Below are 24,552 nucleotides of genomic sequence, written 5' to 3'. Positions count from 1 at the left end.
AGTGCAAGCCCAAACCCGAAGAATCCCGCGGCGGGGCCTCGTGCTTTTCGCCGCTTGCCTGGCCGGGAGCGCCGTGTTCGCCGCCCCCGCGCAAGCGACGTCGCCCGAAACCGTGGCGCGTTCGCAGCAGAAGCCGGTCGAGATGCGCTCGGAACGCACCGAGAACTCGTCCACCTTCGCCAATCCCGATGGTTCCCGCACCACCCAGGTGCACGGCGGTCCGGTCCACGTCCGCCGCGGTGCCGACTGGGTGCCTGTCGACCTGACACTGGAGAAGAGCGCCGACGGGCTCGTCCGGCCGAAGGCGCATCCACGCGAACTCGTGCTGGCCGGCGCGAGCGCCAAGAGCGGTGATCTCGCCACCGTGCAGAGCCGGGACGGGAAGGTCGCCCTGCAGTACCCGGGCGCGCTGCCCGAGCCGGTGCTGACCGGCGAGACAGCCACGTACCCGGAGATCCAGCCCGGCGTCGACCTGCAGGTCAAGGCCACGCGGACCGGGTTCGAGCAGTTCTTCGTCGTCAAGCGGCGTCCCGATCGCGCGCTGACGTTCGCGCTCCCGCTGCGCGCGACCGGGCTCACGCCGCGCACCGACGCGGACGGGAACACACAGCTGGTCACGGCGTCCGGCGCGGTGGTGGGCAGCGTGCCCGCCGCCGAGATGTGGGACTCGCGGATCGACCAGCGCAGTGGCGACCCCGTCGCCAAGGTGAAGGTCGGGAAAGTGGTGTCCGCCAAGGAACGCGGAACACTCGGCTTGAACGTGACGCCGGACGCGGGCTACTTCGCCGACCCGGCGCGGTCCTATCCGGTCATCGTCGATCCGGGGGTGTCGGTGTGGACGAACTTCGACACCTTCACGCAGTCGAACATCGCGACCACCGACCAGTCGGGTGCCACCGAACTCCGCATCGGCACCTATGACGGTGGAGCCACGAAGGCCCGGTCGTATCTCCACTTCGACGTGGCGCGGTTCCGCGGCGCCGCGATCGAGTCGGCCACGTTGTCGTTGTGGGGCAACCATTCCTACTCCTGTTCGCCGCGCAACTGGGAGATCTGGGACTCCCTGCCCGCCGACACGGGCACTCGCTGGGCGAACCAGCCGCCGCCCCGCACGCGATGGGCGACGACGAACGCGACCCGTGGCTACAGCGCGGCCTGCGCGGCCGACTGGGTCCGGACCCCGATCGGGAACCTGGTCGGCGCGTGGGCCGGTTCGGGGGTCGCCACCGGAACGATGGTGCTGAAGGCGGAGAACGAGTCGGATTCCCTCGGCTGGAAGAAGTTCTCGTCCGGCGAGGGCGGCAAGTCGCCGTACATCGAGGTGACCTACCGGAACCAGCGGCCGAATCCCGCCGCCGGGCACGACATCTCGGACCGCGTCGACATCGGCGGGGTCACCCACACGAAGTCCCTCACCCCGACGCTGAGCTTCACGCCGACGGACCCTGACGGCGGCAACGTCACCGCGGTCTTCTACGTCTACGAAGGCGAAACGATGATCGGGGACTACTGGAAATGGGACGTCCCCTCCGGCACCGCCGCGACCTGGACGGTGCCGCCGGGACTGTTGCAGGAGAACCACAGCTACCGGTTCCGGGCCACCACGTTCGACCCCGGTGAAGAGTTCGCCGACGACGCCTGGGTCTCACTGCAGGCGGTGTCGAGCGGGCTCTACGCCGATGTCGCCGCGTGCGGCTGGAACAACGGGACGAAGGTGCAGCAGTGGCCGTCGAACGGCGCGGACTGCCAGAAGTTCTTCCCGTGGGGAACCGGTGACGGCTACTACCAGTTCCGTGCCAAGCATTCCGGGCAGGTCTTGGACAACACCGGCTGCCATACGGCCAGCGGGAACCCGGTGACCACCTACGACCGCGTCGCGGGCGCGTGCCAGAAGTGGACGATCGAACCGCAGACGGTCGGCACGGGGGTGTACCGGTACGCCGTCCAGAACGCGGGCAAGCTGCTGGACCAGGGCTGCACCGCGGGCCAGGGAGCACCGCTGTTCATCTGGGACCGGATCCCCGGTCGCGGCTGCCAGAACTGGCGGATGCCGGTTTCGCCGGCGAACGGGGTCACCGTGCAGTGGCTGCCGTTCACGGTGAACACCGCGGCGGAGTAACGCCTCAGGGGGCGGACTGGCGTCGTGAGCTGATCACGCCGGTGTTGAAACCGGCGAGGTGGAGCCCACCGGCGAACCGGGCGTGCTCGATCTTGACGCAGCGGTTCATCACCACGTCCAGTCCGGCCTCGAGGGCCCTGTCGGCGACGGGTTCGTGCCACAGGCCCAGTTGCAGCCAGAGCGTGCGCGCTCCGGCCTTGACGACCTCCTCGGCGACGCCGGGGAGGTCGTCGTGCTTGCGGAACACGCTGACCAGGTCGACTTCGCCGGGAACGTCGGCCAGCGACGGGTACACCGGCTGTCCGAGGAGTTCGTCCAGCCGCGGGTTCACGAAGTTGACCTGGTACTCGCTGGAGGAGAGCAGGTACGTCGCGACGAAGTAGCTCGGCCGCGCCGGATTGTTCGAAGCGCCGACGATGGTCACCGACTTCGTCCGCGAAAGGATGCGGCGGCGCTTGACCGCGCCGACGTCGTGGCTCATCCCGCCACCGCCTTGCCGAGTGCCTGATCGAGATCCCACAGGATGTCGTCGACGTCCTCCAGCCCGACCGACAGGCGGATCAGGTCCGGGCCGACGCCCGCCGCGCGCAACTGGTCCTCCGAAAGCTGCTGGTGGGTGGTGGACGCCGGATGGATGACCAGCGTCCGCGCGTCCCCGACGTTCGCCAGATGCGACAGCAGTTCGACGGAGTTCACGAACGTCTCCCCGGCCGCGCGGCCGCCGTCGACACCGAAGGAGAACACGGCGCCCGGCCCGGCGGGCAGGTACTTCTTCGCGCGGTCGTGGTGCGGATGCTCCGGCAGGCCCGCGTAGTTCACCCAGGCCACCCTGCTGTCGTTCGCGAGGTACTCCGCGACGGCTCGCGCGTTGGCGACGTGCGCGTCCATCCGCTGCGGCAGCGTCTCGACGCCCTGCAGCAGGAGGAAGGCCGAGTGCGGGGAGAGGACGGCGCCGATGTCGCGCAACTGCTCGGCACGGAGCCGGGTGCAGAAGGCGTACTCGCCGAAGTTCTCCCAGTACTTCAGGCCGCCGTAGCTTTCGACGGTCTCGGTCATCCGCGGGAACTTCCCGTTCCCCCAGTCGAACTTCCCGGATTCGACGACCACCCCGCCCAGTGTGGTGCCGTGCCCGCCGAGGAATTTCGTGGCCGAATGCAGCACGATGTCGGCGCCGTGCTCGATCGGGCGGCACAGGTACGGCGTCGCCAGGGTTGCGTCGACGACCAGCGGGATGTCGTGCGCGTGCGCGAGCTCGGCCAGCCCGGCGAGGTCGGCGATCCCGCCGCCGGGATTGCCGATGACCTCGGTGAAGATCAGCTTCGTCCGCTCGGTGATGGCGGCCGCGTAGTCCTCGATGCGGTCACCGCTGACGAAGGTGGTCTCGATCCCGAAGCGGCGCAGCGTCCCGGTGAGCTGCGTGACCGTCCCGCCGTAGAGCCCACCGGCGGACACGATGTGGTCTCCCGCCTCGGCGAGCGCGGAGAAGGTCAGGAACTCCGCCGCCTGGCCACTGCTGGTCGCGACCCCGCCGATCGCGCCTTCGAGGCTGGCCAAGCGTTCCTCGAAGGCCGCGACCGTCGGGTTGCCGATGCGGCTGTAGATGTTGCCGTACTTCTGCAGCGCGAACAGGTTCGCCGCGTCGGCCGCGTCCTCGAAGACGAAGCTCGTGGTCTGGTAGATGGGCACGGCGCGGGCGCCGGTCGCCGGGTCGGGCGTCCCGCCCGCGTGCAGGGCGCGGGTGCGGAAGCCCCAGGTGCGTTCACTCATCGCGCCCGACGCTACCTCTCGTCCCACCCGGTGACCATCGTTCCCATCCCGTGGCCACCCGTCCTACTGGCGGTCGAGGGTGATCACCGTGCCGGGACGGTGACCGTTCCGCCGCGGGGTGACCGGCCGCGATTCGGCGCGGGACACCGCGACCCCGGCAGGCCGCTGCCGGTCGGCGGGCAGCACCTCCCGCGAGTTCGTCCGGTCCGCCAGCCGCAGGGACTGCGCCGAGGTCAGCCACTCTTCGGCGGGCTCGGCGATCTCGAGCAGCAAAGCCTCGAACTCCGACCGGGTGGTCTCGAGGATGTGCGGCGCCGCGAGCCAGCGCAGCACCTGACGTCCGGTGACCGCCATCCGCTGCCGAGGCGACGACACCAGCCGCTGGTCGAAGTGGCGGATCAGCACCTCGTCCACGGTGTCCCAGGCGTTGGCGGCGCCGAACAGATCCAGCACGTCCTCCGAGCCGAGGATCTTGAACGCCTCCGTCAACAGCTGCATGACCTCGACCCGCAGCACGTTCAGGTGGCCGTACGAGGTGAACTTCAGGTTGTTCCGAAGGTCCAGCCCGCTGCGCCGGACGACGGCGACACTGCCGAAGCTCGGGTCGTACGCGCGTTCCCGGACGACGTCGGAGATCCGCTTGTCCCGCCAGAACAACGCCACCTGGTTGCTGAACTGCGTGAACAGCTGGTGGAAGTCGGTGTTCGGCCGCGAGTTCGCCGAGCCGAGCCCCTTGCCGTAGCCGAGGACTCGCCGGTACGCGCTGATGCGGTCCCGCCGGGTGTAGCGCAGCACGTCCCGCCGGTCGAACCGGTACAGGCCGAACGCGCCGGGGCCGTCGGAAAGCCGGATGGCGCCGCCCTGGAACAGCTCCTGCAGTTTCTGCACCACACGGAACACGCCGATCCGTTCGTGCTGGTACAGGTAGTACAGATCGCCGACCGCGATGACCCGCTCCGAAGCGACCGTCTCGTCGTAGGCGTCCACGCCCGGTGGCATCGCCGTCGCCCCGAGGTCCGCGGCCGAACTGTCGCCGAGACCGACGAGCTGCGCGATCCCGCCGTCCGCCGGACCCGGCCTGCCCCGCTGTTCGGTCTCGACCGCGGTGAGCATGTCGTCCAGCTGTTTGAGGACCGCGTCGCCGAGTTTCGGATCGCTGCCCAGTTCGTTGGCGAGCTTCCCGGCGACCTGGCCGCGCAGTGCCGCGACCCGGTCGAAGAGTTCCCGGTATTCCTTTTCCGTGCCCATCGTCTTCCTCCCGTACGGGTCCGGCTACTGCCCGGTCCGCTTGCGCGTGGTCCGGGGTTTCGGCGGTTCCTCCGCCTCGGGTGGTGTCTGCTCTTCCTGGAGGGCGTGCCCTTCGCGCAGCTCGGCGACCGACGGCACCGACGGCGTCCGCCCGGACGACGGCGGTGGCGGCGGAGGGGGCGTCGGCTGCGGCATGAGCTGCGGGGTGGGCGGGGCCGGTGGATTCGGGCCGGACGACGACGGCGTGCCGGGCCGCCCGATCGGCTCGGCGATCCGGACGACCTCCTGCAGATGGTCGTCGAGTTCGTCGATGGCCCGTTGCACACGGGAGCTGAAGAAGCCCGGGGGAAGTGACGCGCGGAAGTTGCCGGGGACGTCCCCGTTGGGGCCGCCGGTGCTCTGCCGGGGCAGGTTCGCCACGATCCGCTGAAGCCGCCTCGCGATCTGGATGAACGACGTGCCGACGCCTTCCTTGCCCGCCGACTCGATCAGCTTGCCGCCTTCGAAGGTGGCGAATTCACGGATCCAGCGCAGCAGCCCGCCGAGCGACATGGTCCCGCCCTCCGGGTCGGGGACACGGAGCACTTCCAGGTCTTCCTGCTGGATGAACACCGATCGCAGCATCGCGACGACCTCGTCGACCTGGGACGCCGCCGCGGACAGCAGCCGGGAAAGGGCGACCACGGCGGGACCGAAGAACGGCTGGCCGCCTGCCGGCTGCGAGAACGGATCGATCTTGTCGCGTGCGTCCTGCCAGCCCCTGAACAACGAGACCACCCAATCCGTCAGCGTGATGAAGGAGGTCTGGATCCGTTCTTCCTCGATCGTGTTGACCTTGCCCGAGACCAGGCCGAGCTCGTCCCGCAGCTGGCCGAGGTGCCCTCGCGTCCCGTCTCCGAGCAACAGCAGGAAGAGCTGATCGACCCGCGCCACGCGGAGCAGCGGGCTCTCCAGCTCCTGCCGGATCTGTTCGAGATCGTGCCGGACGAGCGCACGGAAGCCTTCGGCGTTCTCGGGATCCGAATCCGTCCTCAGTGGACGGAGCGAGTCGAGCAGCGCGAGCGAGTCCTTCACCGCGCTCCGCGCCCTCGCCGCGAGCGAGGCCTGTCCGCCGGTGACGGCGCCGAGGTCGGCTTGGATCGCGTACCCGCGCGGTGTCCACTTGGCCTCGGTGCGCCCTTGGACCTCTTTCAGCTCGAAGCTGCCGGTCAGCGCCGACACGAACCCTTTCGTGTCACCCTCGCGCCACTTCCAGCCGAGCATGTCGCTGATCGTCTGTTCGGCGAGTGCGCCGGGTGCCGCCGACGGCGGTGGGTACTGCCCGGTCGACAGCGGATACGCGCTGTCGATGTCCTGTGCACGCGGCAACGTCGCGCCGCGGTCGTCGTTGATCGTCATCGGGTCGCCCCACATCCCTTGAATTCGGCCAGTTCCACTGCTTCACGCCAGCACCGCACCATCACGTCCTCCGCCGAGGACAAGGCGATGGCGCATTGGTCCACCCCGGCGTGGAAGCTCTTCGCCCAGCCCCGCCATTCCTGTTCCCGTCCGTGCACCGCGCGCAGCAGCCCGGAAACCGCGTGGTGCGAACGGCACTGCCCGTCCACCCGCCGCCGCAGTTTCAGCAGCGACGATGCCGTGGTGTGCAACGACTCGGCGCTCACCGGGCTCTGCGTGGCGCGCGTGGCCGCTTCGACCTCACTGGTGCCGTCGAGGACGACCTCGGCGAGGTGATCCGCCGCGGCGAGCCCGACGCCGTCGGGCCTGTCCTCGGAGACGCTGATCTCCAGCGCCCGCCAGCACGCGGCCACCTGGTTCACTTCCTTGCCCAGCCGGGAGAATTCGGTGTGGATGGTCATCTCGACCTCCTGCCGAGCTCTTCCATGAAGAAGCGGGAAAGCCGCTTCGGCGGGGCCATTCCCTCTTCGAGCGCGTAACGGACCGCGCCGATCAGGAACCGTTCCGGCACCACACCCGGGGACACGCCGTCGGCCAGTCTTGCCGCCGCTTCCTCGATCATCGCCTGTTCCTTGGCTTCGAACCGCAACGCCTTCGCCAGGGGGCGATGGCCCAGCGAGGGGAACGAGGTGAAGCACATCGCGTCCACCACCACGGGGATCGCCTTGTCCGCCGTTTTCAGCAGGGCCGGCGGCGCGTTGACCAGCTTCGCCCTCGGGTACAGCTTCCGCCACAGCGCCGCGTAAGCTTCCGCGTGCTGGGTGAAACCCATGCGGCGCAACAACTCCACCGAGATCTTCGCCCGAAGGTACGGCACCGGGTGCACCGCGCGTGGGGAGAACACCGTCGTTTCGAGTTCGGTGCGCCCGATGACGTCGAACAGCGAACCGGTGACCGCCGGACCGCCCAGCAACAGCGCGGACAGGTCGGCGAAGGTCTCGCGGTTCCACCTGACCCAGGTACCCGTCACCGCCCGTGGCACCCCCGCCTCGACGAGCCTCGCCGCGACCTGCAGCGGGATCGCCCTGGCGAGGCCCAGGTCGTTCTGCAGGTTGTGGCTCACCTCGTGCAGGACCGCGCCGAGCGTCCACGGGTTCACCAGCCGGTGGTACGGGAGCTGGATCAGCGGGAACGGGTTCAGCCGGTTTCCCAGCCGCCGCAAGGGGATCCCGCGGCGTGAGGTGGCCGGGCCGGAGCCGGTGCGCAGGTAGCAGAACGGCGGCGGGGTCGGGATCGACCGCCAGTGCCCGATCCCGAGGTACGCGTACTGGTAGCAGTCGAGCGCCACCCGGTCGCAGGCCACCAGCCACGGGGCGAACGCGCCCTGCCGCTGGTTGAACAGGTCGAGGTAGAAGTCCCAGACCCGTTCGGTGGTCCGGACCCAGCGCTGGGCGCGGGACTTCGCCAGCAGGAGCCGGGCGAGCTCGATCTGGTCCGGCTGCGCCACCGCCTCCTGCGCGCTTTCGCGGGTCACGCGGGTCGCGGTGGACAACGGTCCCCGCAGGGTCGCCATCATGCGGTTGACCGCCGCCAGATGGGCCCGGCTCGGCCCGGTCGCCGGATCGCCGAACTCCGACCAGCGGAACGGCCGTAGCGCGTCCAGATGCCGTTCCACGTTGGTGGCCTGGGAGAGGACCCATGCCTCCAGTTCCCTCCCGCTGGATGACCTCGCCCGCCGCGCTCCGGCGGGAGGGGCCGGGGTACCGGATGCCGCGGGGAGCGCCCTAACGGCGGCGCGCACGGCCGCGCGCCCGCTTGCTCTGTGCGGCACGGCGCCGGTTGCGCTGGGCCGCGGTCCGCGCCGGGACACGCCGCGCGGTCCGGCGACGCTGCGCGGCCGGCCGCTGTGCCGCCCCACGCCGTCGAGCGGGCTGCTTGCGGCGCGTGCTCTTTTTCTTCGGTCGCTTCAGCAGCTTGTCCAGACCGAAGCTGACAGCGCCACCGATCAACGCGTTCGACAGCCAGCCGTCCGACATCCGCATGCCCGTTTTGAGGCCGGCCTTGGCCTTCCCCGCGGTGCGCTTGACGATCTGCGGGATACGCCGGACGAGGTGCCGCGTGCCGGGGTTGCGCCAGAGTTTGCGGCCGAGGGTCGTGGCGCCGCGGACGATCTTCGGGGCCACCGAGCGCACGATCGGGGCGAGCCGGGGCAGCGCGCGGACGGCCAGCGCCGCCAGCGGTCCGATGAACGCCTCGGCCTCCTCTTCGGTCTCGGCCTGTTCCGCCTGGAAGGCCAGCCGGGCCAGCTGATCGGCGTCGGGGTAGAGGCGACGCAGCGGATTGACGAAGTCCTCTCCTTCGAACTCGTCCTCGAACTCGAACTCCGCCTCGAGCTCGCGGACCAGGTTCTCGAACTCCGCTTCGAATTCGGCCTCGTCCTCGAACTCGAACTCGTAGAGCGCTTCGTCCTCGTCTTCGAGTTCGTCTTCGAGTTCCTGGGCCAGTTCGCCCAGTTCGTCTTCGTCCTCGAACTCGTAGAGCGCTTCGTCCTCGTCTTCGAGTTCGTCCTCCAGCTCATAGGCCAGCTCGCCGAGCGCGCCCTCCAGCTCGTCTTCGAACTCGTCCTCGAACTCACGGCTCAGCTCGTCTTCCAACTCGCCGTCCACTACCGCATAGCCACGGCTCATAACCGTTCTCCTCTGCTCCGGTGAAAATCCCGCGGTCCCCGGCGCGGTGCGTCGGTGAGCACGGACCCGACACTGCCCGCACACCGGGCACACCGGTAGTCACACGTTCCTGTGTGACATGAATCGACTAGTTCGGACTTGTCACACAAACCGACGATGCGCTTTTCCTGTCGGAGGGGTTTGCTAGAGAGGGAGGGAAACCAAGAGGGGGGAGGCCGGTCTATGTCCACGAGCCCGGCGGTGGGATTTCCTGCGGCACCGATACACGATCTCGCGCGGCAGCGGAGGAAGGTCGTTTCGGACGACGAAACCGTGCGAAGCCTGGCGAGATCACTCGTCCGGCGGGTCACGGAACTGTGCGACGGGGACTCCGCGATGCGGAGACCGTTGCTCGACCTCACCGAGCACGGCGTCCGATGCCTGCTCGTACCGGTGACGCCGGAGGCGCACGACCTGCTCAGCCCGCGCGAGCACGAAGTGGCGCGCATGGTGAGCCGGGGCTATACGAACAAGCAGATCGCCGGCGTACTGGAAATCAGCCTGAACACGGTTTCCGCGCATATGCGGCGGATCTTCACGAAATTGGGGGTCGGCACCCGTGCGGCGATGGTGGCCGCGTTGACGGGGGAGAATCTCGCGGCGGTGTGAGCGGCCGGGGCTGAGGGGACCTTTCTCGCGTCTGATGTGGTGAAGGGAGCTTTCGCCGCATGGCATGCGGGAATGGCGTCGTTCGCGGAGCGACGAGGGGAAGGCGAACGTGTCGTGTCTCGGGTGAGACGGTGGGCCGGGGTGACGCGATACCGCACTCGCGTGCTCAGACCCGGATCTCGCGTGCTTAGAGCCGGAACTCGCGTGTTCAGACTCCGCACTCCCGAGTGCGGCATCCAGACACGCGAGTCACGTCCCCAAGCACGCGAGTTACGTCCCCAATCACGCGAGTCACGCCTTCATGTACTTCACGACCGGCCGCCGAAGTCACAGCCGCCCCACCGTCACCAAAGACCACATCTGACGGTAGCGAAAGCCTCTTTCACTACCGTCAGAGTAGGCAAGGAGGCCCTCGCTACCAGAAGAACGCCCACGCAGAAGCGACACCGGCCCTACGCCACAACACGTTCGCCCCACATGCACCAGCGGTCACAGAGACTGCGCGTGAAGGACCCCTTCCCTCGGCTCAGCCAAGGAAACTCGGCCATCACACCTAGCCGAGGGCTCCGCGAAGTCGCCGGTCTCGTTCTTCCGGGATCTGCCGGGGGCAACTGGTGCACTTCGGGTTGCCCGCCTCGTAGATCAGGCAGCAGGAAGCACGGCGCACCACGGTGTTCCGCCCGATCCGGGTGAATCGCGGCTCCGGCATGCCGAGTCCGATCGCGGCCACGAGGGGCGCCGCCAACGCGACCGCCCGTTCGGTGTCGCCGGTCCACAGCAGGCGGTTGCCGATCGAATCCGTCGCGATCGCGCCCAGCGCGCGCGGATTCGCCCCGGTGACGGCCGAGATCGTGCCGATCGCCGTGTCCAGCGTTCCGGCGAACGCGGCGCCGAGTTCGGCCAGGCCGCCGGGGAGGACCCGTGACGATCGGGCACCGGTGAAACGCCCGTCCGGGATGAGATCGATGGTGACGGCGTCGAGCGAAGGATCCAGCGGTTCACCACGGACGAGCGATTCGATGGAGGGGGCGACGAGGACCGAAGACAGCGAGTACCACCAGATCGTGCCGAGCACCTCGGGCCGGGAGCAGCCGTAGAGCTTCGCCGCGCCGCCGATGCGGGCGCTGACCCACGCGGTGTCGGCGAGCAGGGTCGCGGGCGCCTCCATCAGGGCACCGGCCGGTACAGCGTGACGCTGAACGACGTGGTGACGTCGACCGGTTCACCGATCGCGTCGATCCGTTCACGACGTCCGTCTCGGTGGAGGTGATGCGCGCTCGGGCCCATCTCGACGACCTGGCGGATCCGCGCGGGCGACAACGTCACCCTCTGCGTGACATCGTGCCTGTCCACCCGGGTGAAGTGCTCGCCAAGAGTGTCTTCCAGCCGCGCGTCCTTGCCGCCGTCGACGGAGATCACCAGGTCGCCCAGTTCCCGGAGGTGCCCTGGGTTGGGTGTCGCGACGACGAGCAGGCCGTCCGCGGTCAGGACGCGGTGGAACTGCGGGGCGTTGCGGGGCGCGAAGACGTTGAGGATCAGTGACGCGCTCGAGTCCGCCACCGGCCAGGGTTCCCACAGGTTCCACACCGCCGCGCCCGCGCGCGTGTGTGCGCGAGCGGCACGGCGCAGGGCGACGGCCGAGACGTCGAGCGCCAGTCCGTACGCGGCGGGGACGGCGTCGAGCACGTGCGCGAGGTAGTACCCCGTGCCCGCGCCCGCGTCGATGACCATCCCGTTCTCGACATGGTCCGAAGCCACCTTCGCGAGGGTGTCGGCGAGAGGCAGGTAAGCACCCGAAGAGAGGAGGTCGACGCGAGCCGCGACCATCGGCGCCGTGTCGGCGGTGCCGGCCGGGATGCGCGCGTGCAGAAGGTTGACGTAACCCTGCTTCGCTACGTCGAACGAGTGGCCTCTCCCGCAACGCACCGTGCGGTCGATTGCCCCGACCGGGTCACCGCAGACCGAACACCGCAACGACCGGACGATCTCCGGTGGCAGCGGGTCATGGCCGGATACACGTGCGTTCATGACCCTATTCGACCACGAGGTTTCGCAACCGGACAGAACGCACCAGGTCTCGGGAAACCTGGACGTAACAACGCCGCACCGACAGTTCACGCGGGTGAAACCTGAATCGCCGCCCGAGGAAACACCGCGGTCCAAAAATTCCTGCGCAGTACACCCCAGGCACGGGAGGAAGATTGTGCTGAACGCAGGAGACACGGCATGGGTACTGATCAGCGCCGCGCTGGTCATGCTCATGACACCGGGATTGGCGTTCTTCTACGGCGGCATGGTCCGCGCGAAGAGCGTCCTGAACATGTTGATGATGAACTTCATCGCGCTCGCCGTGGTCGGCGTCCTCTGGACGCTTTACGGCTTCACGATGGCGTTCGGCAACGACGTGGGCGGCGGGTTGCTCGGTAATTTCGACTTCGCGGGTCTCTCGACGATTTCCGGCGAACTCGCCGGATTCGCGACCGCCGCGACCAGCAGTACACCCGAGGTCGCGTGGCCCGGCGCGGACGCGCTGCCGCTGTTCGCCTTCGTGATGTTCCAGCTGATGTTCGCGATCATCACGCCCGCGCTGATCTCCGGTGCCATCGCCGACCGCGCCAAGTTCTGGGGCTGGACGCTGTTCGTCGCGGTTTGGGTGACGGTCGTGTACTTCCCGGTCGCGCACTGGGTGTTCTCGTTCAACGGCTTCATCAGCGCCGATTCGGTCGGCGGCTGGATCGCCAACCAGCTCAAGGCGCTCGACTTCGCCGGTGGTACCGCGGTCCACATCAACGCCGGCGCGGCGGGCCTGGCGCTCGCGATCGTGCTCGGCAAGCGCAAGGGCTGGCCGAAGGGCACCGGACGCCCGCACAACGTGCCGTTCGTGCTGCTGGGCGCCGCGTTGCTGTGGTTCGGCTGGTACGGCTTCAACGCCGGTTCGGCGCTGGCCGCCAACGACCTCGCCGCCGTCGCGTTCACCAACACCACCGTCGCGACCGCGGCGGCCATCCTCGGCTGGCTGATCATCGAGCAGATCAAGGTCGGCAAGCCGACGACTCTCGGCGCCGCTTCCGGTGCCGTCGCGGGTCTCGTCGCGATCACCCCGGCGGCCGGGTTCGTCAGCCCGCTGGGTGCCATCGCCATCGGTCTCATCGCCGGTGCCCTGTGCGCACTGGCGATCGGCCTCAAGTTCCGCTTCGGTTTCGACGACTCCCTCGACGTCGTCGGCGTCCACCTCGTGGGTGGTCTCGTCGGTACGCTGCTCATCGGTTTCTTCGGCACCACCAGCGTCAACTCGCTCGGCGTCGACGGCCTCTTCTACGGCGGTGGCCTCGGCCAGCTCGGCAAGCAGGCGCTCGCGGCGGCCGCGGTCCTCGTGTACTCGTTCGTGCTCACGTTCGTCATCGGCTGGGTGATCAAGAAGCTCGGCGGGTTCCGCGTCAGCGCGGAGGACGAGGTCAGTGGTATCGATGAGGCCCAGCACGCGGAGAGCGCGTACGACTTCACCGGATCGGGCGGCGGCCTCGGCCAGCCGAGCTCAATCCCGGTCAAGTCGTCCACCGGCAACGCGGCCACGAAACTCGAGGAGAGCAAGGCATGAAGCTGATCACCGCGATCGTCAAGCCGTTCACGCTCGACGACGTCCGTTCCGCGCTGGAGCAGCTGGGTGTGCTCGGCATGACGGTCAGCGAGGTACAGGGCTACGGCAGGCAGAAGGGCCACACCGAGGTCTACCGGGGTGCGGAGTACTCCGTGGACTTCGTGGCGAAGCTGAGGGTCGAGGTCGTCACCGACGATTCCAACGTGGAGAAGGTCCTCGACGCGATCACCACGGCCGCCCACACCGGCAAGATCGGCGACGGCAAGATCTGGGTGACGCCGGTGGAGACGGTGATCCGGGTACGCACCGGCGAACGCGGCTCGGACGCGCTATAGGCGTCACGGATGGCCGACGGGGGTGAACTGGTCAAGGCCACCGAGCGTTTGCTCGAGGGCAGGCACGGGAGGCTGGGGGCGTCCGCTTTGCGGGCGGCCCTGGTCGACCTCTACGAATTCTGGTTGGGCAAGGGCGCCGCGGCGGCCGGTGTCGACACCGCTGAACCCGGTGTCGCGCTGGCCGCCGTCGGTGGCCTCGGGCGCAGCGAACTGGTGCCGTTCTCCGACCTCGACCTGTTGCTGCTGCACAACGGCAACTCGAAGGTCGGCGAGATCGCCGACGCGATCTGGTATCCGTTGTGGGACGCCAAGATCGGTCTCGACCACTCGGTCCGCACGCCGGGTGAGGCGCTGAAGGTGGCGTCCGAGGATCTGCGGACCGCGATGGGGCTGCTCGACATCCGGCCTATCGCCGGGGACGCCGAGATCACCGCCAGGCTGGCCGCCGCGGCACGGGACCAGTGGCGGCGGACCGCCAGGAAACGGCTCGGCGAACTGTCGGACGCGGTGCGTCAGCGCTGGGCTCGCAGTGGTGAGATCGCGCAGTCCGCCGAGCCCGATCTCAAGCACGGCCGAGGCGGGCTTCGCGACTTCGCCATCCTGGAGGCGTTGGCGGCGGCTCAGCTGACGGCGAGGCCCGGCGAGGAACTGCTGGCGGCCAAGAGCCTGCTGCTGGACGTCCGGACGGAGTTACGCCGTGAACTGCGCCGGGAACGGGACATCCTGAGCGCGCCGGAGGCCGAGACGGTCGCGGGTGAACTCGGGTTCGGTGACCGGTTCACCTTGGCGCGCAAGCTTTCCGGTGTCGGGCGGACGATCGCGTACGCGGTGGACGTGGCACTTCGGTCCACTGTGGAACCGCCGAAGGCACGGTTCGGGCGGCGGCCGGTGCGGACCCCGCTCGACGAAGGTGTGGTCCTGCACGGGAATGAGGTCGCGCTGGCGCGGGACGCGGTGCCCGCCAAGGATCCGGCGCTGCTGCTGCGGGTCGCCGCGGCTTCGGCCCGGATCCGGAAGCCGATTTCGCACGGGACCTTGCGGGCGCTCGCCGAAACCGCGCCGGAACTGCGTGCGCCGTGGCCGGCCGACGCCCTCAAGGCGCTGGTGGAACTGCTCGGCGCGGGCGAGGGGCTCGTCGACGCCGTGGAGGCACTGGACCGCACCGGGTTGTGGGCGCGGCTGTTCCCCGAGTGGGGTGCCGTGCGGGATCTCCCGCCGAGGTCGCCGGTGCATTCGTGGACCGTCGACCGGCATCTCGTGCGTGCCGCCGTCGAGGCGTCGAAACTGACGACCACTGTTTCGCGGCCGGACCTGTTGCTGATCGGCGCGCTGCTGCACGACATCGGCAAGGGACGCGACGCGGACCATTCCGAACTCGGCGCGAAGATCAGTGCCCAGGTGGCGGCGAGGCTCGGGTTGTCGCCCGCGGATTCCGCGCTGGTGTCCGCGATGGTCCGGCATCACCTGTTGTTGCCGCATACCGCGACACGGCGGGACATCAGCGATCCCGCCACGATCCAGCGGGTGACGAAGACGCTCGACGACAATCTGGTTCTGCTGGAACTCCTGCACGCGCTGACGACGGCCGATTCGCTGGCCACCGGGCCGGGCGTGTGGACCGACTGGAAGGCGCGGCTGCTCGCCGAACTCGTGTCCGGTTGCGAGGAAGCCTTGCATGGCAAGGGATTCGTGCCACCGGAGCCGATGGGCGCCGAGCAACGGGAACTCGTCGCCGAAGCCGTCGCCTCCGGCCGTGGTGAAGTGCGCATCACGGCCGCCGGCAAGGTCGTGACCGTGGTGCTCGCGGTCCCGGCCCGCGCCGAACTGCTGGCTCCCGCGGCCGGGGTGCTCGCGCTGAACTCGCTCGAGGTCCACGCGGCGGTGCTGCGCGGGCACGACGGGGGACGGGCGGGCGTGTTCACGGCGTCGCCGAAGTTCGGCTCGCTGCCCGACGTCACCCTGCTGCGTGAGCAGTTCGCGCGAGCGGTGGCCGGGACGCTCCCGCTCACTCAGCGGCTCGCGGCGAAGGAACGGGACTACGGCGAGACTCTCACGGCGAACGTGAAGGTGATCTGGTTCGACGACGAGACCAGCGGGCACGACACGGTCGTGGTCGAACTGCGGGCCGCGAACCGGATCGGGCTGCTCTACCGGGTCGCGGGCGCGCTGCGGCGGTGTGAGGCCGAGGTGCGCTGGGCGAAGGTGGCCACTCTCGGTGGCGCGGTCGTCGACTCCTTCGCCATCGCGCCACGCACCGGGAGGGTCGACCAAGCGTGGCGATCGAAGATCGAGGCCGCGTTGCTGGCCGCCGCGTCCTGACCCGTTGATCGTTTGAACCCACGGCCGCCGGGTAGGCCAGTGGCATGCCGGATCCCACCTTGCTCGCGTTGGGGTCCGCGCTGTCCTACGGGTTGGTCGACTTCGCGGGCGGCCTGCTCGCGCGGAGGGCGGACTCCGTCGCCGTCGCGTTCGCGGGGCAGGCGGCCGGTTTCGTCTTCATGCTCGGGGCGGCTCTGCTGCTGACGCCGGAAGCCCCGTCCCTCCCGGATCTCGGCTGGGGCGCGGCTTCCGGGGTGGGCACGGGCGTCGGCATGGTCTTCCTGTTCCGGGCGATGGCCAGTGGCGCGTTGAGCATCGTGGTGCCGGTCAGCGCGGTGGGGAGCGTGACCCTGCCGGTGATCGCCGGGGTGGCGTTACTCGGCGAACGTCCCTCGGCGCCGGCCTGGTTCGGGATCGGACTGGCGATCTGCGCGCTGTGGGCGGTGTCGCGTTCCGGCCACGGCGAGGGGCCGGGGGCGACGCCCGCCGCTCGCGTCGCGCTCATCGCGAGCGTGGGTTTCGCCGTCCAGTACCTCGCCCTCGCCCAGGCGGCGCCGCAAGCCGGTCTCTGGCCGTTGGTGGCGAGCAGGCTCGCCGCGACGCTGACGGTCCTGCCCATGGCACTGCCGTCGGGGAGCGGCCTTCGCCTCCCTCCGCGCCTGGCGGCCCTTTCCGCGCTGAACGGGTGTTTCGCCGCGCTTTCGCTGACGCTCTACCTGTTCGCCACCCGGGAGGGACTGACCACGATCGCCGTCGTCCTCGCGTCGTTCTACCCGGTCGTTCCGGTGGTGCTCAGCATCGTGGCGTTGCGTGAGCGGCCGTCACGGATCCAGGCCGCCGGGCTCGCCGGAGCGGCGGCCGCGGTGGTCCTCCTCGGCTTCGGCTGACCTCGACCAGGGTGTCGCGCGAGTGGCGGAGGGTAATGGTGGCAGGATGTCCGCCGTCAAGACCCGAAGGATCCGGAGGGCGGTGAGCACGTGCTCGGTCACGAGCCGAATTCGCCCGGGCCACAGCGGATCACGCTGCCGCCGACCGTGGTCGCCTCCCACCTGCGCGCCTGCGCCGACGACCTCGCCGTCAGCCTGACCGCGTCGGGCACCGCGGCGACCGTGCCCGAGCTGCTCAAGGTCGTCCGGCACCTCGTCGCGGGCCAGCAGGCGCTCGCCATCGCGCTCGAAGGGATGGCGGGCCGGGTCGAAGGCGGCGGCCAGGGTGCGCTGGCCACCGCCCCGATGATCGACGTCGAGGTCGTCGCGGAAGTACTCCGTGCGGCGGCCACCGCTGTCGACTGTTCGGCCGAAGCACTCGCCGAATCGCGTCCGTCATTCGAATGTGTGAGCGATTCAGTCGCCCCTGACACCCGTTTGTAGCTGTCCCGCCGCTTCCGCGCGTGGATACGCTGACCAGGCGGAGGTGGGCCATGCGAGCGGTGTGGAAAGGCACGATCGGCTTCGGGACCTATGCCATTCCGGTGAAGGCGTACAGCGCCACCGAAGAGCACGACATCCCCCTCCACCAGGTGCACGAGCCGGACGGCGGCCGGGTGCGGGTGAAATGGGTCTGCGAGGTCGACGGCGCCGAGGTGCCCGCGGCCGAGATCGTCAAAGGGCATCCCGTCCCCAACGGTGACGTCGTCCTGCTGACCTCCGCGGACTTCGCGTCGCTGATCGCGCCGACCACCCAGTCGATGGACGTCGTCGGTTTCACCCCGGCCGAACAGGTCGACTCGATGTACTTCGCGCGCAGTTACCACCTCGAACCGGAGCCGGCGGGCACCAAGCCGTACGTGCTGTTGAGCGAGGCACTGCAGCAGTCCGGGCGGATCGCGATCGTGAAGGTGACGCTGCGGCAACGCGAAACGCTGGCCGCGCTGCGCGTACGGGATCAGGTGATCGTGCTCGAGACGATGCTGTGGCCCGACGAGATCCGGCGGCCCGACTTCCCGTTCCTGCACGAGGACGTCGACCTGCGGCGCGGGGAACTGCGGAACGCGGTCTCACTGATCGAAGACCTCACGCGGGATTTCGAACCCGGCCGGTACACCGATCGCTACCGGGAGGCGCTCGAAGCGCTGATCCAGGCCAAGGTGGACGGGGACGACGTCCTGCAGCCGACCGCGGCCGAACAGGCGGAGGGCGTGACGCGGTTGCTCGCGGCCCTGCAGCAGAGCGCGGTCGAGGCCGATCGCGCTCCGGTCGAGAAGGCCAAGAAAGCGGCGTCGAAGGCGCGCCAGGCGCGGACGCGGGCGAAGAAGGCCTCGTCGTCAGCGTCGTCGGCGTCGTCGGCCAAAACCAGTTGAGTAGTTCTACCCAGGGATAGTTGGGGGTCTTCACGCTGCCGTGACCCCGCGGTGACCGGGCATTCTCATGTCATCGCGCGGAGAGAGCGCGGGCAGCGAATCGCCTGGTACTGGGGGTCCGGCGATACGAAGTCCCGCGAAACTCGCCAAGTGTGCTTACGGTCGGCTCGCGGGGAGGCGAGCCTTCCGTAGGGGCTCCGGTACCGGTCTGCGAGGGGCGGCCGGTCCCGGAGCCCTGTTCTGCTTCAGGCCCGGAACGCCGAAGCGTTGTCCGCGACCCAGTCCGCGTAGCTTCGCGGCGGGCGCCCGAGTACCTCCGCCACTCCGTCGGCGACGAGGCCGGGCTGTCCGGCGAGGCGCCGGTACCTGTTCATCAACGCTTCGACGAACGGTTCGGGGAAGCCTCGCGTGACCATGGTCTTCGCGGCCACGTCGGCCGGAACTTCCTGGTATCGCAGGGTTTTGCCGAGCACCGTGCCGATCACCTCCACCATTTCCGCGTGGGTGAGCGACCGTTGGCCGGTCAGTTCGAGTTTCCGGCCGTCGAACTCGTCGGTCAGCAGGGCGCGGGCCGCGACGTCGGCCAGGTCCCGCTCGTGCAGCGGCGCTTCGGCGAAGTTCGCGAACGGACCGAAGACGACATCGCCCGCGCTGATCTGGCCTGCCCAGGTCAGCCGGGTATTGGCCGCGAAGAAGGACGCCCGCAGGCTCACCCACTCCAGTCCGCTCGCGATGGCGGCCTGTTCGACCTCTTTGTTCCGGTCGCCCTGGAAACGCGACGGCTGGTGGTCCGCGGGCTCGTCGACGTTGGTGGCGGACAACGCGACGACCCGTCGCACGCCGTGGTCCTTCGCCAGCGCGAGCACTTCGGAAGGCGCGGCGGCCGCGGCCCGGGAATGCAGGAAGATCCCGGTGACGCCCGCCATGAAGGGAGCGATGCCGTCGGGGCGCGACGGGTCTCCTTCGACGACTTCGACTCCCGAAGGCCATCCGGACGCGGCTTGGGCGTCGCGGGTCACGGCGCGGACGCGTGCGCCCGCCTCGGTGAGGCTGTCGATCAACGGCCGTCCGACGGTCCCGCTCGCCCCAGTGATCAGATACATGGCCCACTCCTTCGCTGTGTGTCATACAATATGGAAACCGTATCACTTTGGAACATGGAAACGAGATGATATGACTTCCGTAACACCTGAGGGCAGGCCTCGGCGACGGAAGGTCGCGGTGATCAAAGGAGCGTTGCGCGCGCTGAACAACCAGCTCTCGCTGTTCAATCACCAGGTCAGCGCCAAGGTCGCGCTCAAGCCGGTGGACTTCGACTGCCTCGAAGTGCTGAACCTGCACGGACCGTTGAGCCCGAGCGCGCTGGCGAAGCAGGCGGGCCTGCATCCGGCCACCATGACGGGGGTGCTGGACCGCTTGCAGCGCGCGGGATGGATCACCCGTGACCGGCCGCCGGACGCGGCCGACCGCCGCGCGGTCGTCGTCTCGGCGACCGGCGATCGCGACGGCGACGTGTACCGGCACCTGGCGGGGATGAACGGGAAGATGGACGAAGTCTGCGCCGGCTACACCGACGCGGAACTGGACGTGATCGCCGATTTCCTGCGGCGCACCACCATGGCGGGGAAAGACGCGACCGGGGACCTCGCCGGGGAATCCGGATAGGCGGCCTCGTCCGCAACCGCGTCAAACGCCGGCCCCGGACACCGACTACCCTGGAAAGCCGTCGGTCCGTACCGGCAAGCCACGACGACCCCAGCTGGAGCGTGCACACCCGTGTTCGACACCCTCTCCGATCGGCTCACGTCCGCCCTGCAGACCCTGTCTCGCAAGGGCAGGCTCTCCGACGCCGACATCGACGCCACCGCGCGTGAGATCCGTATCGCGCTGCTCGAGGCGGATGTCGCGCTGTCGGTGGTCAAGGACTTCATCGCCAGGATCAAGGAGCGCGCCAAGGGTGCCGAGGTGCACGGCGCGCTGAACCCGGCGCAGCAGGTCATCAAGATCGTCAACGAGGAACTCGTCACCATCCTCGGCGGCGAGACCAGGCGGCTCACGTTCGCGAAGAACCCGCCGACGGTCATCATGCTCGCGGGCTTGCAGGGTGCCGGTAAGACGACGCTCGCGGGCAAGCTCGCGATGTGGCTGAAGAAGCAGGGCCACGCGCCGATGCTGGTCGCCTGTGACCTCCAGCGCCCCAACGCGGTCACGCAGCTGCAGGTCGTCGGCGAGCGGGCCGGGGTCGCGGTCTTCGCGCCCGAGCCCGGCAACGGCGTCGGCGACCCGGTCGACGTCGCCCGCCGCGCCATCGACGAGGCCAAGCGCGCCCAGCACGACATCGTCCTCGTCGACACCGCCGGCCGTCTCGGCGTCGACGAAGAGCTGATGAAGCAGGCCGCGAACATCCGCGACGCCGTTTCGCCGGACGAGACGCTGTTCGTCGTCGACGCGATGATCGGTCAGGACGCGGTCACCACGGCCGAAGCGTTCCGCGACGGCGTCGGCTTCACCGGTGTCGTGCTCACCAAGCTCGACGGTGACGCCCGCGGTGGTGCCGCGCTGTCGGTCCGCCAGGTCACCGGCCAGCCGATCCTGTTCGCCTCGAACGGCGAGAAGCTCGAGGACTTCGACCTCTTCCACCCGGACCGGATGGCCAGCCGGATCCTCGGCATGGGCGACGTGCTCAGCCTCATCGAGCAGGCCGAACAGCACTTCGACCAGGAGAAGGCCGAGCAGACCGCGGCCAAGCTCGGCAGCGGCCAGCTCACCCTCGAGGACTTCCTCGAGCAGATGCTCGCGGTCCGCAAGATGGGCCCGATCGGCAACCTGCTCGGCATGCTGCCCGGCGCCGGGCAGATGAAGGACCAGCTCGCGCAGGTCGACGACAAGCAGCTCGACAAGCTGCAGGCGATCATCCGCGGCATGACCCCCGCCGAGCGGGCGGACCCGAAGATCATCAACGCCTCGCGCCGCGTCCGGATCTCGAAGGGGTCCGGTGTCGCCGTCCGCGACGTCAACGACCTGGTCAACCGGTTCTTCGAAGCGCGCAAGATGATGGCGCAGATGGCGGGCCGCTTCGGCTTCGGCGGCGGAGGCGGCGGCAGCAAGAACCGCAAGGGCAAGAAGGGGAAGAAGGGCAAGGGGCGCGGTCCGACGCAGCCCAAGGTCCGCGGCGGCTTCCCTGGCGGCATGCCGATGCTGCCCCCGGGCGGAATGCCCGGCGGCGCCGGCGGCGGGATGCCCGACCTCTCCCAGCTCGGCGGCATGAACGACGTACCCGGGTTCGACCCGAAGAAGTTCAAGCTGCCGAAGGACAAATAGCCCGTGGAGGCGCTGCACCTGGCCGGCGTCGTCCTGCCGGACGGCGAGCACCGTGAGCTGTGGGTCACCGGCGGCCGGATCACCACCGAGCCGGTCGCCGGAGCGGAAACCGTGGTCCGGGAAGGCTTTCTCGTTCCCGGGCTGGTCGACGCGCATTGTCACCCCGGCATCGGGGTCGGCGGCGCCACCACCCTCGAAGAGGCCGCCGAACAGGCGATCACCGATCGCGACGCCGGGACGCTGCTGATCCGTGACTGCGGGCTGCCGATCGACGTCCGGCCGCTGCAGGAGCGTGCCGATCTGCCGCGGATCATCCGCGCCGGACGGCATCTCGCCCTGCGCAAGCGCTACATCCCCGGCCTCGGCATCGAACTCGAAGACCCTGCCGAACTGCCGAAGGCGGTCGCCGAACAGGCCCGCGACGGCGACGGCTGGGTCAAACTCGTCGGCGACTGGATCGACCGCGGTGCCGGCGATCTCGCGCCGCTGTGGCCCGACGACGTCCTCGCCGAAGCCATCGCCGTCGCGCACGCCGCGGGTGCCAAGGTGACGGCGCACGTATTCGGCCAGGCCGCGTTGCCGGGACTGATCGACGCGGGGATCGACTGCCTCGAACACGGCACGGAACTCCTCCCGGACCAGCTGGACGTCCTCGCCGAACGCGGGATCGCGCTCGTGCCGACCCTGATCAACATCGAGAACTTCCCCGGGATCGCCGACAAGGCGGGCAAATACCCGGTGTACGCCGACCACATGCGGGCGCTGCACGCCGGCGTGGGGGAGATGGTGTCGACGGCGATCGAGGCGGGCGTGCGGGTGTACGCCGGAAGCGACGCGGGCGGCATGGTCGAACACGGCAGGCTCGTCGACGAGATCGAGGCACTCCACAAAGCGGGCATGTCCGCCGAACAGGCGCTGGCTTCGGCTTCGTGGGCGGCCCGCGAATGGCTGGGCGTGCCCGGAATCGTCGACGGCGCTTCGGCCGATCTGCTCGTCTACCCGGCCGACCCGCGTGAGGATCTCGCGGTGCTGCGGCATCCGAGTCATATCGTCCTGCGTGGCAGGATCTACGCCTGACCCGACTCCATCGGTGACCGGAGCGGCACTTAGCGTGGAGGCGTGGTGGACGACGGGCAGGCTCGCGAGCGTCTGGTGCTCGGAGCGCACTGGGGCTTCGTAGCGTTCTTCGCGGGCATCGCCGGATACCACCTCGTCACGCTCATCATGAGCTTCTTGATGTCAGGCCGCTTCGGCGGCTACGACCCTCTCGAACTCCGTGACGTCGGCCCGCTGCTGATCCTCGCGTTCCTGCCGACCCTCGTACTCGGTCTCGGCCCGGCGGTCGGCTCCCGCCTCTGGGGACAGGGGCTTCGCGAAGACTTCGGGCTCAAACCCACTTGGCGCGACGTCCGGATCGGGCTCGCCTGCGGAGCGGCCGCGCTCGCCGCCGGCTACCTCCTCAACCTGCTCCTGCTCGCCGTCTACGGGACCGACAGCGACGACAGGACCTTTTCCGACGTCTCGCCCGGCCCGATCACCGAACTGTCCGGCACCACCGAAGGCGACACGGTCTGGCTGGTGCTGGCCGCGGTCATCGTCGTCCTCGCCGCCCCGGTCACCGAAGAACTGCTCTTCCGCGGCACCCTGTGGAACGCGATGGGTTTCCACCGCCTGCCCTCGTGGGTGATCCTGCTGGTCACCGCGCTGGTTTTCGCCCAGCTGCATGGGGAAGCCGCGCGCACGATCGCGCTGTTCGGCCAAGGCATCGCCATCGGCCTCGCCCGTTATCTTTCCGGACGGGTGAGCGCGTCCGTCATCGCGCACGCGGCCAACAACCTCCCACCGGCTGTATTGCTCTTCGCGGCGAGGTGATCGCCCGTCAAGGCGGTTAGAGTCTTTGAGTAACCGAACGATCACCGGAGGATCGGCGTGACCGTATCTCAGCCCAGGGAGCCGATCCCCGAGGCCGCGCCGCCGGGCGAACTACCTGCCGGAGGTGAGGTGGCCGCGCTCGACACGCCACCGTCGCATCGCTGGGGATTCGGGGCCTTCCTCTTGGTGGAAGCCGTCCTCCTGGCTTCGGCGGCGTTCATCAGCGTCCTGCTCGGCGACGTCCAGCCCGGCCAGCCACTGCCGATGCGCATGGTGCTGCTGGGCACCATGGTGCCGACGATGATCGCCGCCGGGGTCGCGCTGCTGATCACCCGGCTGCGTGGCAACGGCCCGTTCGTCGACCTGCGGATCGGCTGGAGCTGGGCCGACGTCAAAATCGGGCTCAAGCTCGGTGTGCTCGGGCTCGGGTTCACCTCGCTCGCCGCCTACGTCTGGACGCAGGTCGTCGGCAACGAGAACGCGACCTCGGCGATCAGCGCGCTCGTGGAAGACCGGCGGATGTCGGTCTCGGCCGCCATCGTCATGTTCATCTACCTGTGGCTGGTCGGGCCGATCTGCGAGGAGATCATCTACCGCGGCCTGCTGTGGGGCGCGGTGGAACGGCTGACGTGGCGCACCGAACGCTGGGGGAGGATCGCGGCGTTCCTGGTCTCCACGGCCGTTTTCGCGGCGAGCCACCTCGAGCCGCTGCGCACCACGCTGCTGCTGGTGATCGCGATCCCGATCGGGCTCGCCAGGGTGTTCACCGGACGGCTGCTCGGCAGCGTCGTCGCCCATCAGGTGAACAACTTCCTCCCGGCCGTGACGATCCTGCTCGCCTCGCTCGGGATAGCCGCGTTCTGACGGCCCGCCGGCGTCTGGCAGAATGTACGCTTGCCTGCTTTGGCCGGACCCTCTCACCGCGCCCGAGCTTCGGACCT

23 protein-coding genes are annotated in these 24,552 nt (G+C 69.2%); 13 read left to right on the top strand and 10 right to left on the bottom strand.

Annotation, left to right across the window (positions count from 1 at the left end; translation table 11 throughout):
- Position 1 precedes the first annotated feature (1 nt).
- Complete coding sequence (locus ACIHAO_RS32445) at positions 2-2,119, top strand: RICIN domain-containing protein (protein ID WP_396564290.1); 2,118 nt, start codon at positions 2-4, stop codon at positions 2,117-2,119.
- A gap of 4 nt (positions 2,120-2,123) precedes the next feature.
- Here ACIHAO_RS32445 and ACIHAO_RS32440 read toward each other — a convergent pair whose 3' ends face one another.
- The 7 genes from ACIHAO_RS32440 to ACIHAO_RS32410 all read right to left on the bottom strand — a co-directional run bounded on the left by ACIHAO_RS32440 (position 2,124) and on the right by ACIHAO_RS32410 (position 9,219).
- A complete protein-coding gene (locus ACIHAO_RS32440) occupies positions 2,124-2,600 on the bottom strand; it encodes a CoA-binding protein (RefSeq protein ID WP_396564288.1) in 477 nt (158 codons plus the stop codon).
- Positions 2,597-3,886 (bottom strand): O-acetylhomoserine aminocarboxypropyltransferase/cysteine synthase family protein, encoded by a 1,290-nt coding sequence (locus tag ACIHAO_RS32435; protein WP_396564286.1) that lies wholly within the window; start codon positions 3,884-3,886, stop codon positions 2,597-2,599. Before ACIHAO_RS32435 ends, ACIHAO_RS32440 begins: the two co-directional genes overlap by 4 nt.
- A 63-nt stretch (positions 3,887-3,949) precedes the next feature.
- Complete coding sequence (locus tag ACIHAO_RS32430) at positions 3,950-5,134, bottom strand: hypothetical protein (RefSeq protein ID WP_396564284.1); 1,185 nt, start codon at positions 5,132-5,134, stop codon at positions 3,950-3,952.
- 24 nt (positions 5,135-5,158) lie between these two features.
- Positions 5,159-6,532: a hypothetical protein gene (locus ACIHAO_RS32425; protein WP_396564282.1), complete on the bottom strand. Its 1,374-nt coding sequence runs from the start codon at positions 6,530-6,532 to the stop codon at positions 5,159-5,161.
- Positions 6,529-6,993 carry a hypothetical protein gene (locus ACIHAO_RS32420; protein WP_396564280.1) on the bottom strand — a complete coding sequence of 155 codons (465 nt, stop codon included), beginning with the start codon at positions 6,991-6,993 and terminating at the stop codon, positions 6,529-6,531. The genes ACIHAO_RS32425 and ACIHAO_RS32420 overlap by 4 nt, the downstream gene beginning before the upstream one ends.
- Entirely contained in the window at positions 6,990-8,207 is a 1,218-nt protein-coding gene (locus tag ACIHAO_RS32415; protein ID WP_396564278.1) for a hypothetical protein, read from the bottom strand. The genes ACIHAO_RS32420 and ACIHAO_RS32415 overlap by 4 nt, the downstream gene beginning before the upstream one ends.
- Before the next feature lie 109 nt (positions 8,208-8,316).
- Entirely contained in the window at positions 8,317-9,219 is a 903-nt protein-coding gene (locus tag ACIHAO_RS32410; RefSeq protein WP_396564276.1) for a hypothetical protein, read from the bottom strand.
- A gap of 222 nt (positions 9,220-9,441) precedes the next feature.
- Between ACIHAO_RS32410 and ACIHAO_RS32405 the strand changes: the two genes are divergently transcribed.
- The gene (locus tag ACIHAO_RS32405) at positions 9,442-9,867 is read left to right on the top strand and encodes a LuxR family transcriptional regulator (RefSeq protein WP_396564274.1); all 426 of its coding nucleotides are present in this window, start codon (positions 9,442-9,444) and stop codon (positions 9,865-9,867) included.
- Between the two features lie 553 nt (positions 9,868-10,420).
- Here the strand turns inward: ACIHAO_RS32405 and ACIHAO_RS32400 are convergent.
- Positions 10,421-11,035 carry a (2Fe-2S)-binding protein gene (locus tag ACIHAO_RS32400; protein ID WP_396564272.1) on the bottom strand — a complete coding sequence of 205 codons (615 nt, stop codon included), beginning with the start codon at positions 11,033-11,035 and terminating at the stop codon, positions 10,421-10,423.
- On the bottom strand, positions 11,035-11,895 hold the full coding sequence (locus tag ACIHAO_RS32395; RefSeq protein ID WP_396564270.1) for a putative RNA methyltransferase: 861 nt from the start codon (positions 11,893-11,895) through the stop codon (positions 11,035-11,037). The genes ACIHAO_RS32400 and ACIHAO_RS32395 overlap by 1 nt, the downstream gene beginning before the upstream one ends.
- Positions 11,896-12,070: 175 nt before the next feature.
- Between ACIHAO_RS32395 and ACIHAO_RS32390 the strand changes: the two genes are divergently transcribed.
- The 6 genes from ACIHAO_RS32390 (at position 12,071) to ACIHAO_RS32365 (ending at position 18,418) form a co-directional block, all read left to right on the top strand.
- Positions 12,071-13,465 (top strand): ammonium transporter, encoded by a 1,395-nt coding sequence (locus tag ACIHAO_RS32390; protein WP_396564268.1) that lies wholly within the window; start codon positions 12,071-12,073, stop codon positions 13,463-13,465.
- The gene (locus ACIHAO_RS32385) at positions 13,462-13,800 is read left to right on the top strand and encodes a P-II family nitrogen regulator (RefSeq protein ID WP_020630602.1); all 339 of its coding nucleotides are present in this window, start codon (positions 13,462-13,464) and stop codon (positions 13,798-13,800) included. The genes ACIHAO_RS32390 and ACIHAO_RS32385 overlap by 4 nt, the downstream gene beginning before the upstream one ends.
- 9 nt (positions 13,801-13,809) lie before the next feature.
- The gene (locus tag ACIHAO_RS32380) at positions 13,810-16,119 is read left to right on the top strand and encodes a [protein-PII] uridylyltransferase (RefSeq protein WP_396564265.1); all 2,310 of its coding nucleotides are present in this window, start codon (positions 13,810-13,812) and stop codon (positions 16,117-16,119) included.
- A 44-nt stretch (positions 16,120-16,163) separates the two neighbouring features.
- A complete protein-coding gene (locus ACIHAO_RS32375; protein WP_396564263.1) occupies positions 16,164-17,006 on the top strand; it encodes an EamA family transporter in 843 nt (280 codons plus the stop codon).
- 90 nt (positions 17,007-17,096) lie between these two features.
- Positions 17,097-17,489, top strand: a complete 393-nt coding sequence (locus ACIHAO_RS32370) for a hypothetical protein (RefSeq protein WP_125786515.1) — start codon at positions 17,097-17,099, stop codon at positions 17,487-17,489.
- A 50-nt stretch (positions 17,490-17,539) separates the two neighbouring features.
- Positions 17,540-18,418, top strand: a complete 879-nt coding sequence (locus ACIHAO_RS32365; RefSeq protein WP_396564261.1) for a Ku protein — start codon at positions 17,540-17,542, stop codon at positions 18,416-18,418.
- 245 nt (positions 18,419-18,663) lie between these two features.
- On the opposite strand, the gene ACIHAO_RS32360 is transcribed toward ACIHAO_RS32365, so the two are convergent.
- Complete coding sequence (locus ACIHAO_RS32360) at positions 18,664-19,521, bottom strand: NAD(P)H-binding protein (protein ID WP_396564259.1); 858 nt, start codon at positions 19,519-19,521, stop codon at positions 18,664-18,666.
- Positions 19,522-19,591: 70 nt separating this feature from the next.
- Here ACIHAO_RS32360 and ACIHAO_RS32355 point away from each other — a divergent pair, with 70 nt between their 5' ends.
- From ACIHAO_RS32355 to ACIHAO_RS32335, 5 genes are all read left to right on the top strand, one after another.
- Positions 19,592-20,083, top strand: coding sequence for a MarR family winged helix-turn-helix transcriptional regulator (locus ACIHAO_RS32355; protein ID WP_396564257.1), 492 nt, complete (start codon positions 19,592-19,594; stop codon positions 20,081-20,083).
- Between the two features lie 111 nt (positions 20,084-20,194).
- Positions 20,195-21,739 carry a signal recognition particle protein gene (gene ffh / locus ACIHAO_RS32350; RefSeq protein ID WP_396564255.1) on the top strand — a complete coding sequence of 515 codons (1,545 nt, stop codon included), beginning with the start codon at positions 20,195-20,197 and terminating at the stop codon, positions 21,737-21,739.
- 3 nt (positions 21,740-21,742) lie between these two features.
- Entirely contained in the window at positions 21,743-22,816 is a 1,074-nt protein-coding gene (locus tag ACIHAO_RS32345; protein ID WP_396564253.1) for an amidohydrolase family protein, read from the top strand.
- 45 nt (positions 22,817-22,861) lie between these two features.
- Positions 22,862-23,611, top strand: coding sequence for a lysostaphin resistance A-like protein (locus tag ACIHAO_RS32340; RefSeq protein WP_396564338.1), 750 nt, complete (start codon positions 22,862-22,864; stop codon positions 23,609-23,611).
- A gap of 57 nt (positions 23,612-23,668) precedes the next feature.
- Positions 23,669-24,475: a lysostaphin resistance A-like protein gene (locus ACIHAO_RS32335; protein ID WP_396564251.1), complete on the top strand. Its 807-nt coding sequence runs from the start codon at positions 23,669-23,671 to the stop codon at positions 24,473-24,475.
- Positions 24,476-24,552 lie beyond the last annotated feature (77 nt).

Origin of the sequence: Amycolatopsis sp. NPDC052450 (genome assembly GCF_044547565.1) — a bacterium.
GTDB lineage: Bacteria > Actinomycetota > Actinomycetes > Mycobacteriales > Pseudonocardiaceae > Amycolatopsis.
This window is presented reverse-complemented; position numbering and strand designations above follow the sequence as displayed.

What these genes read in the sequence shown, in the direction of transcription:
- ACIHAO_RS32375 (WP_396564263.1), top strand. Translation starts at nt 16,164, where the DNA reads ATGCCGGATCCCACCTTGCTCGCGTTGGGGTCCGCGCTGTCCTACGGG.
- ACIHAO_RS32440 (WP_396564288.1), bottom strand. Translation starts at nt 2,600, where the DNA reads ATGAGCCACGACGTCGGCGCGGTCAAGCGCCGCCGCATCCTTTCGCGG.
- ACIHAO_RS32400 (WP_396564272.1), bottom strand. Translation starts at nt 11,035, where the DNA reads ATGGAGGCGCCCGCGACCCTGCTCGCCGACACCGCGTGGGTCAGCGCC.
- ACIHAO_RS32355 (WP_396564257.1), top strand. Translation starts at nt 19,592, where the DNA reads ATGACTTCCGTAACACCTGAGGGCAGGCCTCGGCGACGGAAGGTCGCG.
- ACIHAO_RS32420 (WP_396564280.1), bottom strand. Translation starts at nt 6,993, where the DNA reads ATGACCATCCACACCGAATTCTCCCGGCTGGGCAAGGAAGTGAACCAG.
- ACIHAO_RS32425 (WP_396564282.1), bottom strand. Translation starts at nt 6,532, where the DNA reads ATGACGATCAACGACGACCGCGGCGCGACGTTGCCGCGTGCACAGGAC.
- ACIHAO_RS32360 (WP_396564259.1), bottom strand. Translation starts at nt 19,521, where the DNA reads ATGTATCTGATCACTGGGGCGAGCGGGACCGTCGGACGGCCGTTGATC.
- ACIHAO_RS32430 (WP_396564284.1), bottom strand. Translation starts at nt 5,134, where the DNA reads ATGGGCACGGAAAAGGAATACCGGGAACTCTTCGACCGGGTCGCGGCA.
- ACIHAO_RS32410 (WP_396564276.1), bottom strand. Translation starts at nt 9,219, where the DNA reads ATGAGCCGTGGCTATGCGGTAGTGGACGGCGAGTTGGAAGACGAGCTG.
- ACIHAO_RS32380 (WP_396564265.1), top strand. Translation starts at nt 13,810, where the DNA reads ATGGCCGACGGGGGTGAACTGGTCAAGGCCACCGAGCGTTTGCTCGAG.
- ACIHAO_RS32385 (WP_020630602.1), top strand. Translation starts at nt 13,462, where the DNA reads ATGAAGCTGATCACCGCGATCGTCAAGCCGTTCACGCTCGACGACGTC.
- ACIHAO_RS32365 (WP_396564261.1), top strand. Translation starts at nt 17,540, where the DNA reads ATGCGAGCGGTGTGGAAAGGCACGATCGGCTTCGGGACCTATGCCATT.
- ACIHAO_RS32435 (WP_396564286.1), bottom strand. Translation starts at nt 3,886, where the DNA reads ATGAGTGAACGCACCTGGGGCTTCCGCACCCGCGCCCTGCACGCGGGC.
- ACIHAO_RS32405 (WP_396564274.1), top strand. Translation starts at nt 9,442, where the DNA reads ATGTCCACGAGCCCGGCGGTGGGATTTCCTGCGGCACCGATACACGAT.
- ACIHAO_RS32395 (WP_396564270.1), bottom strand. Translation starts at nt 11,895, where the DNA reads ATGAACGCACGTGTATCCGGCCATGACCCGCTGCCACCGGAGATCGTC.